We start from the raw sequence: 12,569 nt of genomic DNA on the forward strand, positions 1-12,569 counted from the left end.
ATTCCTCCGGGTCAGGACGTTAGAGTTTTCCTTCACAACCACAATCGATAATCACCTTGCGTACCACCTCTTGCATGGCACTTTTGGCTGGTACCATGTAATGACGCGGATCGCTGGCATCGGGATGTGAAGCGAGATAGGTTTTCAGCGCGTTTGAGAAGGCGATTTTGAGTTCTGTGGCGACATTGACTTTGCAGATCCCGAGGCTAATTGCCTTACGGATATCTTCTGTCGACAATCCTGAGGCACCGTGCAGTACCAGCGGAATATCAACCTGATTACGGATCTCTGCCAGGCTCTCGAAATCGAGCTTTGGCGTGGCTTTGTACAGGCCGTGCGCAGTGCCGATGGCAACAGCCAGCGAGTCGATACCCGTGAGTTCAACAAACTCACGCGCCTGTTGTGGGTTGGTGTAAAGCGCATCTTTACTGTCGACGACCAGGTCATCTTCCTGACCACCCAAACGCCCAAGTTCGGCCTCCACGCTAACGTCGTAGCGGTGGCAGTAGTCCGTCACTCTCTTCACCAGTGCCACATTTTCACTGAACGGATGATGAGATCCGTCGATCATTGCAGAGCGGATCCCGCTCTGTACTTTCTGCGCGATATCGTCGAAATCTTCGTGATGATCGAGGTGGATCGCCAGTGGCTGGTTGTACGTTTTGGCCAGATCGCTGGCGATGGCGACCACGTTCCCGGTTCCGGCATAGCTAAACGTACCGGGCGTACCCGCGACGATCAGGGGAGCTCGCATCTCAGAGGCCGTTTCGACGACCACCTGCAGCGTTTCGAGATTATGAATATTGAATGCCGGAACAGCGTAACCTTCATGCTGTGCCTTTATCAGCATCGCTTTCGACGAGATGATATACATCTTTCCTCCGAAACCTTTCGTTTTGTATATGCGAAAGACAATATAGGGTTTCGGAATGTTTTTTTGTGATTGGTATCTTAAAAATGAAAGAACCGAAATGAAAGGTAAGAATGCGAAAGAATCGAAAGAAAAAAAAAGCATGGCCGAAGCCATGCTATGGGAGGTTTTACAGTAAACTCACGTCACCGGTGCCGGGTTAAACACCGCCAGCTGATTGTGCAGCCCCCACTGGTCCGAGAAGGTTTTCTTCCTGCCGCTCGCCACATCCAGAATAAAGTGGAACAGCTTCCAGCCTACCTCTTCTATGCTCTCTTCCCCGGTGGCGATGGTGCCTGCATTAATGTCCATTAAGTCATACCAGCGGTTAGCCAGCTCAGTGCGGGTGGCCATTTTAATAACAGGCACCGCCATCAGGCCGTACGGCGTACCGCGTCCGGTGGTAAAGACCTGCACCGTAATACCGGAAGCCACCTGCTGGGTGCCGCAAACAAAGTCACTGGCCGGGGTTGCCGCGTAGATCAGGCCGCGTTTCGTTGGGCGCAGGCCCGGCGAGAGGACTTCTACAATGGCACTTTGACCGGATTTGGCGATAGAGCCGAGCGCTTTTTCCACCACGTTCGCCAGGCCCCCTTTTTTGTTCCCCGGAGAGGGGTTGGCGCTGCGGTCGGTTTTTCCCATATTGAGGTAGTTATCGTACCAGGCCATCTCTTCGAGCAGGCGTTTGCCCACCTCTTCGTTGATGGCACGCGGCGTGAGCAGATGAATGGCATCTCGCACTTCTGTCACTTCAGAGAACATCACCGTGGCCCCGCAGCGAACAAACAGGTCGGAGGCATAACCCACCGCCGGGTTGGCGGTCACGCCGGAAAACGCATCGCTGCCGCCACATTGTGTACCAATCACCAGCTCGGAAGCCGGGCAGGTCTCACGTTGACGCGTATTGAGTTTAGCCAGATGACGCTCTGCAACCTCAAGGATATCGTCAACCATCGAACGGAAACCAATGTGGTGTTCGTCCTGCAGACGTACAATGCTGGCCTCATCGGCCGGAATGGCTTTTACATCCTCGGTGCCCTGCAGCAGGCGCTCAGGCTGTAGCTTTTCACAACCCAGGCCTATCACCATCACTTCGCCACCAAAGTTCGGGTTCAGGGCGATATTGTGGATAGTTCGGATTGGCACCACGGCCGCAGGGGCATTGATCGCCACGCCGCAGCCGTAAAGGTGATTCAGCCCCACCACGCCATCAACGTTCGGGTACTTTGGCAGCAGATCGCGCTCGATGAGTTTCACCACATAATCCACCACGCCTGCCACACAGTGAACGCTGGTGGTAATGCCGAGCAGATTCTTGGTTCCAACGCTGCCGTCTGCGTTGCGATAGCCTTCAAAGGTGTACCCTTCCAGCGGTGGCAGCGGCTCCGGGACGCGGGTCGCCAGCGGCAGGGTGTTCAACGGTGGGGCTTCTGGCAGCTCAACCAGAGACTCATCAATCCAGCTGCCTTGCGGAATGGCACGGACGGCATAGCCAATGACTTCACCATAACGCACGATTTCACCCTGGGCCGGGATATCCACCAACGCCACTTTATGCCCCTGCGGAATATGTTCAATCAGCTCCAGGCCATCCGGGAAGCGGGTTCCGGCTTTTAAGCCATTGTCGTTCACAATAATTGCCACATTATCCGTGTCGTGAACTTTTATATAGAACGCCGTCGGCAACGCTTGTCGAGTTTCAATGTCGGCCATTGTTCAATATTCTCCAGTAAAGAATTTGATAATAAATACAGCCAATTTTCTTATGGCAAAAATAAAAACGCAGCTTGCGAAAATAGAGCATGTCAGGAGACAGAGCGTGAGAATGTGATCGCGATCGCTCCCGAACCAGTAATGGCTGATTCTGTGCATCAGCGCCCAGTGGTTTGTGCATATGCTCAAAATATTATTGAAACAGAGCGTAACACTTGAGCATTAAAACAATGTGCTGCCGGAAAGTGGCGATTATACTGAATGACGATTTTATCACGCCGAAATAGAGAATAAATATAACGCTGGTAATAAATATACTGACCAGGGCTGCGGAATTAAAAAGGTAAATACGATGAATAACGCTATCTTCCCAAATAAATTTAAAGCGGCGCTTGCGGCGCACCAGATTCAGATTGGATGCTGGTCCGCACTGGCAAACCCAATCAGCACCGAAGTGCTGGGTCTGGCGGGGTTCGACTGGCTGGTGCTTGATGGCGAGCATGCGCCGAACGATATCAGCACCTTTATTCCGCAGCTGATGGCGCTCAAAGGCAGCCAGAGCGCGCCGGTGGTCCGCGTCCCCACGAACGAGCCGGTGATCATCAAGCGCCTGCTGGATATCGGCTTCTACAACTTCCTGATCCCGTTTGTCGAAACGCAGGAGGAGGCGGCACAGGCCGTGGCGTCAACACGCTATCCGCCGGAAGGGATCCGCGGCGTCTCCGTTTCGCATCGCGCCAACATGTTTGGCACCGTACCGGACTACTTTGCGCAGTCCAACAGCAACATCACCATTCTGGTACAGATTGAGAGTCAGCAGGGTGTCGATAACGTGGATGCCATCGCCGCCACCGAGGGCGTGGACGGCATTTTCGTCGGCCCAAGCGATCTGGCGGCCGCATTTGGGCACCTGGGCAATGCGGGTCACCCGGATGTGCAGCGCGCCATTCAGCACATCTTTGCCCGCGCCAAAGCGCACGGCAAACCGTGTGGCATTCTGGCGCCGGTTGAAGCAGACGCACGCCGCTATCTGGAGTGGGGCGCGACCTTCGTTGCCGTCGGCAGCGACCTCGGCGTATTCCGTTCTGCGACGCAGAAATTAGCGGACGCTTTTAAAAAATAACCATCTTGAGGAAAACAGATTATGACGCTGAAAGTGGGTTTTATTGGCCTCGGCATTATGGGCAAACCAATGAGTAAAAACCTCATCAAAGCAGGATACTCCCTGGTGGTTTCAGACCATAATTCGCAGGCCGTGGCCGAAGTGATGGCGGCTGGCGCAGAAACCGCCACCACAGCCAAAGCCATTGCCGAGCAGTGCGATGTCATTATCACCATGCTGCCAAACTCTCCCCATGTAAAAGAGGTCGCGCTGGGTGAGAACGGCATTATCGACGGCGCGAAGCCGGGCCTGGTATTGATTGACATGAGCTCCATCGCACCGCTGGCCAGCCGGGAAATCAGCGAGGCGCTGAAAGCGAAAGGCGTCGAGATGCTCGATGCCCCGGTGAGCGGCGGTGAACCGAAAGCCATCGACGGCACGTTGTCGGTCATGGTCGGCGGCGATAAGGCGATTTTCGACAAATACTACGATCTGATGAAAGCGATGGCCGGTTCCGTGGTGCACACCGGGGAGATTGGCGCGGGTAACGTAACCAAGCTGGCAAACCAGGTGATTGTGGCGCTGAATATTGCCGCCATGTCGGAGGCGCTCACTCTGGCCACCAAAGCGGGCGTCAACCCGGACCTGGTTTACCAGGCGATCCGCGGTGGGCTGGCGGGTAGCACGGTGCTGGACGCTAAAGCGCCGATGGTGATGGATCGTAACTTCAAACCCGGTTTCCGTATCGACCTGCACATTAAAGATCTGGCTAACGCGCTGGACACTTCACACGGCGTAGGGGCCCAACTGCCGCTGACCGCCGCCGTCATGGAGATGATGCAGGCGCTACGTGCTGATGGCCTGGGCACCGCTGACCACAGTGCCATTGCGTGCTACTACGAAAAACTGGCGAAGGTGGAAGTCTCCCGTTAATTTCTGCTTCCCTACAACCAAGGGTGACAGCGGCGTGCAAACCCACTATACTGCGCGCCGAAGCTGACCAGACAGTCGCCGCTTCGTCGTCGTCCACCTTCGGGTGGAGACGGGCGGAGGGGAGGAAAGTCCGGGCTCCATAGGGCAGGGTGCCAGGTAACGCCTGGGGGGGAAACCCACGACCAGTGCAACAGAGAGCAAACCGCCGATGGCCCACGCAAGTGGGATCAGGTAAGGGTGAAAGGGTGCGGTAAGAGCGCACCGCGCGGCTGGTAACAGTCCGTGGCACGGTAAACTCCACCCGGAGCAAGGCCAAATAGGGGTTCACATGGTACGGCCCGTACTGAACCCGGGTAGGCTGCTTGAGCCAGTGAGCGATTGCTGGCCTAGATGAATGACTGTCCACGACAGAACCCGGCTTATCGGTCAGCTTCAACTCATTCCAAAACAATACGTTGGTGTATCTCAGGCGCTCAGAAGCAGAAATGAGATACATAATGGGATACACCAACGGTTGCACCATCCCCCATACACTCCGCCGCAACGACATTTACTATGTCTACTTTCGCTTTACTGAACGTCAGTTTTTTCGTTGTTCTTTGGGGACTGATAGCCCTCGCCGCTGCCGGTTTATCATTTCTCGCCTTAGCCCGTACATATCGCTCTTCAGACTTGGTAGGATAGGGCGCGGACAACTTCTCAAGATAATAAAAACGATGAAAAAACTAACGGCGCAGGACATTGATTTATTCGTAGCGGGTATGAACGCCGAGATCTTGCAGTATGTGGAAGATATTCCCGGCGAAGCACGTGCAGAACGATTAAACAATGAAGAACCTACGCCGATAGAGTTCAGAGAAGCGTGTTCCTCCTTCTTCCAGGAACATTTTCAGGATGCACTTTTCAGCGGTGATGAGTCAGGAGCGGAAAACTACTTTAGACGGGCGCTGTCATCGGAAAGTGACATCCAAGGGATGGAAAAAGAAATCGCGTCCGCCGCTGCAAATTACGCCGTGCTTTTGCATCAGTCCCAAGAAGCTCACTCTGCATTTTTACGAAAAGATCTTACTCGTTACTCACAGATTGTATCGAACATAAAACAAAATGCTCCTTTACCCAGATCCGTACAGATTGCCGTTTCTGAAAGTGTCAGTCAGAGCACATTAACATTAGCTGAGGCCTGGAAAGGGTTTCTTGAGTTTAAGTCAGACTGGGAACCTAAGATTCGACAGGGCAATGAAAAATATTTTGAAGTGATTGAGGCCGTTCTTGGTGCTGAAACTCAGGTTACGGCTATCACCCGGCGTGATATTAAAAATTTGATTGAGGTGGTGGCGGGGCTTCCTAAACAAAATAAGAAACCATACAACCGGATGACAACTCCACAGCTCCTAGACTTGGATGATATTCCTGAAGAAGACTTGGTTTCATCCAAAACAGTCACCGATTATCTGAAGCTATGCCAAGGATTTTTCTCTGCCTACCTGATTGGCGAAATGGATGTACTGCAAACATCTCCGACGAACAACATTAAGTACAAGGCCAAAAGCAAAAGCTATGGCAAATATAGCCTCACCGAAATGCGTAAGCTGGTGGCCCATTTCAAAACGCTATCAGGTTGGAAAAAGTGGATACCTCTTCTCCTTGCTTATACAGGTGCACGCCGGGCAGAGATCGCTAAATTAAAACGGTCAGATGTTCGGCTGGATGATGATTGCCAACGCTACTACATCATGATTGATGAGACCAAGACCGAAGCAGGGACGAGACAAGTACCGTTATCCCTTCGCCTGATTGATCTTGGATTCCTGGACTACGTAGCGGGTTTTTCTGCTGGTGATTCTATTTTCCCTGATCTCACAAACCACAATCAGATCACCCGGTTATTCCACGAGGTTCGTGAGGCTCTTGAAATTCCTTACCTCACTGATTACGGCGAGCGGCGCATAGCACATAGCCTGCGCCACACTTTTATAACTGAAGTTCAAAAGAGGAACTTGCCATTGCTGGTGCAACAGACTGTCGGTCATGAACATAACGATATAGGAGAGACCAAAACTTATACAGGTAAGTTCACAGTGTCGGATCTCCTGCCAGTAGTTGACTGCGTTGATTGGTGATAATAATTCTCATTACCGTTGATTTTTTGGGCTGATTATGATAAAATAACCTCTATGATGAATGACTTACAGAGAGGACATTTTGTGCATCGCCTTAACACCACCAGCTTTTTATCCGCCATCGGCTGATGAACGTAAAAAGCTGGTCAGTATCCTGAAGACATCCGGGCTAACGCTGACAACTTCAAGAATCCAACTGCTTCACCATCTGACACAAAGCCATATCCCGTTTACCGCCTTCGACCTGTCAAAGTTGGTACACCTTCCACTTTCAACAGTGCATCGAAATCTTTCGATGTTCGCTGATTTTGGGCTGGTTGATTTTATCGTTGACCGTTCAAGTGTCTGCCGCTGGTATCTTCTGACCGCAGGCCGTCCGAACTTCTGCCCGACCTGCAACCAGGCTTTCAACACCGCTTACTGATACCACCAAATGACCGCATAACGCGGCTGAGACTGGCGCATACCACACGCGCCAGCGATCTCTTATACCCAATTTTCACCGATTACGGAGGCCACTTATGGCAACTAAAAAGAACGCCCAGAATGCAATATCCCCAGAACTACAATCCTTTATTGATGAGATTGCAGCCAGATACCAACCTGACCCCGAAGCACTGCATCGCCGTATTGAAAACGCAGAAGCCCGCTATAACCGATATCAGAGCTTTACTGATATCCCTGCGCGACTGGTGGATAAATTCCAAAGTCTGATCCTTGAAGGCTGGCGGTTTCATCTTGCTGGTCCAGCTTCAGTTATTGCCAACCCATCGATGATCTCCGTTACTCTGCAAAAACCAGCCTCATTGATTGAGCAGGAACTTGAAGCACTACGCGTTAAAACCTCAGAGGAGTACCACAATGAGCTGATCGACGCTATGGAATTGGAGATCGACACATTGATTGCTGAAGCGGCTGAAGATGCCAGACGGCAGGCGGAGGAACAGGCAATAGCCAATCAATCCGCGATGCGTGGTCAACTTCGCAACTTGCTGAAACAGGGGGTTGTATGACAGCACAGAGCCGCGAATGCCCCGAGAGAACCATTGATCCTGATGCTTTGGCCCGTGCTATAGCCGCCGCGCGTAGACTCAAGGAAGAGGATCCAGAGCGTTATAAATCAATCCCCATTGAACAGAGAAAACAATGATGAAAATCTATGACATAACAGTAACTGGACCTACTGCCGACTGGCTGACCTCCGCGCGTGGAGATATGCCATTACCTGTATTCATCCGTAAGCTGCTGACTATCATTGCCAGCCAGCCCGAGAAATACATTGACCTGACCAATACAATTAACGACTCAGTGGAGTGTAAATGCCAAACCCGAACAACGAAAAAATAATTGATAATGCCGCCTCCAATGATGCCGACGGGATTTATATTGATGAAAAAAATGTGCACGAACGGCTGGCGCACCAGTTTGCGGAATACCTGATCAAACAGGGTTACTTCTATCTGGCCCGTAGTAATGGTGCTGATCTTTACAGCACGCTGACAGGTAAGTTTCACGCTTTCCATGCGGAGACCAATCTTTATCAGCAATGGTTATCGAAACAGTCAGAGGGCAGGAACAGCGGCAACAACCCTCTATTACTGAGTGTCCTACGTCAGCGGATTCAATATGCGTCGGCGCGTGAGTTTATCCCCGGAGGCGATCGCCCTCTGGTGCACGAGGCGGACGGCGTACCCGTACTGAATACCTGGAGGCCATACGAACCACAGACAACCGCCACAGCCGGTACAGATTTGTCACTCTGGGTAGAGTATCTGGAACGCCTCTTCCCTGTAACTCAGGAGCGCCATACTGTTTGCCAGTGGCTGGCGCATATGTTCCAGCGACCAGAAGAAAAACCAAGCTGGCATCTGATGTTGACAAGCGACACCGGAACCGGGAAAGGTTTCCTGTTTAATCAAATTTTATACCCATTGCTGAACAAGCAGGCGTCACTGCTTAACTCCTATGAAAAGCTGACCGGGAAGTTTAGCTCTGTGCTTTCGTCCTCCCTGCTGGTCTTCCTGGATGACTGCCAGTCAATGTCGAAAACATTGCAAACACAGCTTAAGTCGCTGCTGACCGAACGGCGGCAACAGGTTGAAGAGAAATACGCTCAGGCACGGATGGTTGATACTTGCACCCGCTTTATTCTTGCCAGCAACGAAAAGCGCCCCCTAAAACTGGATGCTAACGAGCGGCGTTGGTATGCAGTAAGCTACCTTGAGCACCAACAGGATCGTGAAGATACCACGCAATTTATTGACCGCCTGGATAAATGGTTGCAGGAGGAAGGGAATCTTGACGCGCTTTACTTCTGGTTTCAGCAATATGATCTGGCTGGCTTTAACCCGAACCGCTGCGAACATACGGCGACGTTAACCCGTATGATTGAGCAGTCCCGATCGATGCTGGATATTGAGTTGACCGACTGGCTGGAATCCAACAAAGTTTTCAAAATGGATATGCTGAAAAGCGTATTCCATGAAAGCACTGATAAGGTTAAGCGCAAGCTGGAAGAACTGGGCTACCGACAGGCACCGCTCTACACCAATGGTCAGAACGTAGACCGTTCACGCTACTGGTTCCCTCGGGACTGGAAACCAAAACAGGCGGCTCAGTGGGTTGAGGAAAGAAAAGTCGATGGTGGTATCAAACCAACGGTATCTGTCTAATCGGGGCTAACAGCCCCTTTTTGATTATTCTTAGCTCAATAATCCCAATGTTGCGTATTAAAGCCCAAGATAATCCCAAGATTAATTTATTAATTATTCAATAATAACATGTGGTTATAATATTAATCCCTTAAATCCCAATAATCCCATCAACCTTTTATATATAACGTAGTTACTGTGACGCACGTCAGTAAGGCACGGCGGCAAGGCGTAGCCGCATGTGCAGATCCTGAAGCGGAACACCGCTTTCTACTGCTGGTGGCACGTTTACTTAACATGGTCACCTTTCACCACCAGCGCTCATACGCACATAAAAATCTAAGCTGGCGTTCTCACTGATGACCCATCCCAGACAGCGGTATATGGCGCTCTGATACGACTGCCCCGACTGGAATTTCTCAGTTTAAATCCTCATATAATGGGCAAAATAAAGCCCCGCACATACGCGAGGCTCTGCATTTACAGTATGAAATGTAGCGGGTGTCGCCTACTCATCATCTTCATAGTCCAATTCAAGAGTGTTACCGAATTTTGGGGCGGCCCGATCGAGTAATTTTTCAAACTCTTGACGGTTTTTCGAAATATCCATCAAAAGCATGAGTTTCTTAAGGTGTTCTTTCAATTCAGGTAAACCATGATCTTCAGTCAAATGGCTATGATGCTTTCTCTTCCTACCAGAACCGCTCTCATTGCGTGGATTAATTTCTTTAAGCGTTGGTAAAACACCCGGAGCCAATCGAGCATAGACATAATCGTTAACCCAGTGGCCAATGAAGGCTGGTCTTTTGATGGCTAGATAACTGTCATAACCACGCATTTTTACTAATTTCTGCCAGAATTCATCAGGGAATGTTTTTGACCAAGCTCGAGCTTGAGGGTTGAGAAACTTGTCCAAAATTCGCTGTAAAGCATCTTTTTCTCGGACTTCCTGATAACCAGTGGCTTCATCAACCAGCGCAGCAATACCAACACGGGCAAAAGCTCGAACCAGAATTTCAGCATGGTCTCCATATCTCATTTCCTGCTCGGTTTTTAAACGTCCACCATTCCTTGCATCTAATATTGCATCACAGATATCAGCAAGAATTTCAGCTCGATAACCATGAACAGCGACAGGTGTCTTACCATGAATTTCAAGAGGGGTTTTAATTGCACGAATCAGCGAATTGTTCATGTAAGGACGCAATGTAGTATGCTCGGCTATCCTCAACATGCCCACACCACGGCCTTTCATACCAATGGCAGCAGTCATGCTGCGTCCAGAGATAAATCGTTCACCATCCTCAGTAACGTAACAATTTAATGTCAGGTTCCCTATATGAAGTTTGCCACTGTAACTGGCTTTTTTACGCTCTAAAGGGTTATCACTGGATGAATCGATATCGTTTTTATCCATTTTTTGTTGTCCATTGGTTGCGAAATTCAAAGCAATTATCATCACTTAATGGACAAAAGTAAAGGTGGGGAAATTTAAAAATTACTAAGAGTGTTAGGAGCAATTGATTCGGTGGGAGAGTTCAGCTCCTTTTTGATACGGAAGAATGTGGCACGCCCGCATCCTACCAGCTTGTAAATCTCTTCATTGGAGTATGTCCCCTTAGCCAGATACTCAGCAACCCGCTTACGGATCTCATCATCTTTCTGTCGCCCCTTGAACACACCTTTAGCCTTCGCGATCTTGATGCCTTCATTCTGGCGCTGACGAATAAAAGATCGCTCCAGCTCACCAACGGCTCCCAGCATAGTGATCATAAATTTGCTGGTGGGTGAGTCATCAAATACCATGTGATTATCAATAAACTCAACTCTCACACCGTTTGTGGTCAGTTCCTCCAGAATTTCCAGCAGATCGCGGGTATTACGCGCTAAACGGTCAACGCTTTTAACTCGAACCGTGTCGCCAGAGCGAACTTTACTCATTAGCTCTTTCAGGGCTGGCCTGTCTGCATCCTTACCGCTAGCTTTATCAATCAAAATCTCGTCAGCCTTCGTTGCCAGCACTTCAACTTGACGCGCTTCATTCTGATCTTTACTACTTACCCGTACATACCCGAAAGTTTTCATGTTTACCTCGAAGTCTCATTTTAATGACCATAACGATACAGTATCAAATGAGTTAAAACAATATTGTTTTGATACTCATTTTGAACGTCTGGGGTATGTATCAATAGTGTCTACTCAAACGAGACCGCAACAACCTCCACCGATATTTGGTAAAGAATCAGCGTGACTCTTGCGAGCGGAGGAAATCCGTTAGGCCGTGCTGCACATGCACCGTTGATATTTTTCTTCTGAGTACAATTTGAGGACAGGGGACTTCTGAAATCTTCGCGGCGGGGGATTGGGTAAGTTGCCGGGAATTCTACCCGGCAGACAGTATGACGTACTAATTGTATTAGCTCAGACTTGATCTGACGCTTTTCACTGGAAGCACACAATTAAATCTGACAGTCTGCTTTGAGCGAGGAGCCGACGTTGTTGTTACGATCATGCTGTAACAATCGGTCATTATTTAGCGATCAGAAGAGGTTGCGGTTGATGTGTCCAGAGAGAGTGACAATTCTGCTTTTGCCCCTGCGATTTTCTGGAACGATGCCAAATCACCTTGCCCCAGACTGGCCTACTAAGTGGAAAGTTCTAGCTCCTTTGCTGATCAGGATAGGGAATCAAATTTCTCAACTCTGCCTTGAAATTAAGATCTTATGACCTGATATGATTTGTAGCGATTGCACATCGCAGTCGTCCTCTGGAGAAAATAAAAATGACAGACTTCTACATTTCAGCAATCCGTATGGATAGTAAAGGGCAGCATATCGAGTGGGTAAAAACCCATAAAAATATTGATAATAAATCACTTGATCGTGAAGGTTCTGTGAACTCAAGAAAGTTTGTTAGTGAGTTGATCAGTTCCGGTAAAATTACCTTTAGAACCGTAACTTGGAACCAATCCACTAAGAAATGGGATATCGGCGCTGTCGTTGAAGTTATGGACTGAATCGCCACGGATAATCTAGACACTTCCGAGCCGTTGATAATACTGGTTTTCATATTCTGTCGGTGACATCTGTTCGCTAGAACCATGCCGACGCTTACTGTTATAAAACATTTCGATGTAATCA

13 protein-coding genes and 1 other RNA gene are annotated in these 12,569 nt (G+C 49.7%); 9 read left to right on the top strand and 5 right to left on the bottom strand.

The genetic code is table 11. The features are described 5' to 3' along the window. Positions 1 to 19: 19 nt before the first annotated feature. Positions 20 to 874: a tagatose bisphosphate family class II aldolase gene (locus APU11_RS22255; protein WP_058651410.1), complete on the bottom strand. Its 855-nt coding sequence runs from the start codon at positions 872 to 874 to the stop codon at positions 20 to 22. Between the two features lie 177 nt (positions 875 to 1,051). Next, complete coding sequence (gene garD / locus APU11_RS22260) at positions 1,052 to 2,623, bottom strand: galactarate dehydratase (protein ID WP_058651409.1); 1,572 nt, start codon at positions 2,621 to 2,623, stop codon at positions 1,052 to 1,054. A gap of 352 nt (positions 2,624 to 2,975) precedes the next feature. On the opposite strand from garD, the gene garL reads away from it, so the two are divergent. The 8 genes from garL to APU11_RS22290 all read left to right on the top strand — a co-directional run bounded on the left by garL (position 2,976) and on the right by APU11_RS22290 (position 9,450). Beyond that, positions 2,976 to 3,746, top strand: coding sequence for a 2-dehydro-3-deoxyglucarate aldolase (gene garL / locus APU11_RS22265; RefSeq protein ID WP_013098883.1), 771 nt, complete (start codon positions 2,976 to 2,978; stop codon positions 3,744 to 3,746). 21 nt (positions 3,747 to 3,767) lie between these two features. Next, a complete protein-coding gene (gene garR, locus APU11_RS22270) occupies positions 3,768 to 4,658 on the top strand; it encodes a 2-hydroxy-3-oxopropionate reductase (protein WP_013098882.1) in 891 nt (296 codons plus the stop codon). A gap of 59 nt (positions 4,659 to 4,717) precedes the next feature. After that, an RNA gene (gene rnpB / locus APU11_RS22275) (RNase P RNA component class A) lies at positions 4,718 to 5,096 on the top strand. A gap of 278 nt (positions 5,097 to 5,374) precedes the next feature. Beyond that, positions 5,375 to 6,778 (top strand): tyrosine-type recombinase/integrase, encoded by a 1,404-nt coding sequence (locus tag APU11_RS22280; protein ID WP_080350860.1) that lies wholly within the window; start codon positions 5,375 to 5,377, stop codon positions 6,776 to 6,778. A gap of 82 nt (positions 6,779 to 6,860) precedes the next feature. Then, complete coding sequence (locus APU11_RS28420; protein ID WP_131729170.1) at positions 6,861 to 7,202, top strand: hypothetical protein; 342 nt, start codon at positions 6,861 to 6,863, stop codon at positions 7,200 to 7,202. Between the two features lie 97 nt (positions 7,203 to 7,299). Next, a complete protein-coding gene (locus tag APU11_RS22285; protein ID WP_048972746.1) occupies positions 7,300 to 7,791 on the top strand; it encodes a hypothetical protein in 492 nt (163 codons plus the stop codon). A 133-nt stretch (positions 7,792 to 7,924) separates the two neighbouring features. Beyond that, positions 7,925 to 8,125 (top strand): hypothetical protein, encoded by a 201-nt coding sequence (locus APU11_RS27355; RefSeq protein WP_230963141.1) that lies wholly within the window; start codon positions 7,925 to 7,927, stop codon positions 8,123 to 8,125. Continuing rightward, positions 8,098 to 9,450, top strand: coding sequence for a primase-helicase family protein (locus tag APU11_RS22290; RefSeq protein WP_048972745.1), 1,353 nt, complete (start codon positions 8,098 to 8,100; stop codon positions 9,448 to 9,450). Before APU11_RS27355 ends, APU11_RS22290 begins: the two co-directional genes overlap by 28 nt. 487 nt (positions 9,451 to 9,937) lie before the next feature. On the opposite strand, the gene APU11_RS22295 is transcribed toward APU11_RS22290, so the two are convergent. After that, positions 9,938 to 10,846, bottom strand: coding sequence for a P63C domain-containing protein (locus tag APU11_RS22295; protein ID WP_048972744.1), 909 nt, complete (start codon positions 10,844 to 10,846; stop codon positions 9,938 to 9,940). A gap of 74 nt (positions 10,847 to 10,920) precedes the next feature. Next, complete coding sequence (locus APU11_RS22300) at positions 10,921 to 11,514, bottom strand: recombinase family protein (protein ID WP_048972743.1); 594 nt, start codon at positions 11,512 to 11,514, stop codon at positions 10,921 to 10,923. A 697-nt stretch (positions 11,515 to 12,211) separates the two neighbouring features. Between APU11_RS22300 and APU11_RS22305 the strand changes: the two genes are divergently transcribed. Further along, entirely contained in the window at positions 12,212 to 12,445 is a 234-nt protein-coding gene (locus APU11_RS22305; RefSeq protein ID WP_072200491.1) for a hypothetical protein, read from the top strand. A gap of 15 nt (positions 12,446 to 12,460) precedes the next feature. On the opposite strand, the gene APU11_RS27360 is transcribed toward APU11_RS22305, so the two are convergent. Beyond that, a partial coding sequence (locus tag APU11_RS27360; RefSeq protein ID WP_131729156.1) for an IS3 family transposase occupies positions 12,461 to 12,569 on the bottom strand: 109 nt, incomplete at its 5' end.

Origin of the sequence: Enterobacter sp. 50793107, assembly GCF_001463365.1 — a bacterium.
Taxonomy (GTDB): domain Bacteria; phylum Pseudomonadota; class Gammaproteobacteria; order Enterobacterales; family Enterobacteriaceae; genus Enterobacter; species Enterobacter cloacae.

Bases quoted from the DNA above. Each gene is read 5' to 3' on its own strand.
- APU11_RS22255 (WP_058651410.1), bottom strand. From the start codon at position 874: ATGTATATCATCTCGTCGAAAGCGATGCTGATAAAGGCACAGCATGAA.
- garD (WP_058651409.1), bottom strand. From the start codon at position 2,623: ATGGCCGACATTGAAACTCGACAAGCGTTGCCGACGGCGTTCTATATA.
- garL (WP_013098883.1), top strand. From the start codon at position 2,976: ATGAATAACGCTATCTTCCCAAATAAATTTAAAGCGGCGCTTGCGGCG.
- garR (WP_013098882.1), top strand. From the start codon at position 3,768: ATGACGCTGAAAGTGGGTTTTATTGGCCTCGGCATTATGGGCAAACCA.
- APU11_RS22280 (WP_080350860.1), top strand. From the start codon at position 5,375: ATGAAAAAACTAACGGCGCAGGACATTGATTTATTCGTAGCGGGTATG.
- APU11_RS22285 (WP_048972746.1), top strand. From the start codon at position 7,300: ATGGCAACTAAAAAGAACGCCCAGAATGCAATATCCCCAGAACTACAA.
- APU11_RS27355 (WP_230963141.1), top strand. From the start codon at position 7,925: ATGATGAAAATCTATGACATAACAGTAACTGGACCTACTGCCGACTGG.
- APU11_RS22290 (WP_048972745.1), top strand. From the start codon at position 8,098: ATGCCAAACCCGAACAACGAAAAAATAATTGATAATGCCGCCTCCAAT.
- APU11_RS22295 (WP_048972744.1), bottom strand. From the start codon at position 10,846: ATGGATAAAAACGATATCGATTCATCCAGTGATAACCCTTTAGAGCGT.
- APU11_RS22300 (WP_048972743.1), bottom strand. From the start codon at position 11,514: ATGAAAACTTTCGGGTATGTACGGGTAAGTAGTAAAGATCAGAATGAA.
- APU11_RS22305 (WP_072200491.1), top strand. From the start codon at position 12,212: ATGACAGACTTCTACATTTCAGCAATCCGTATGGATAGTAAAGGGCAG.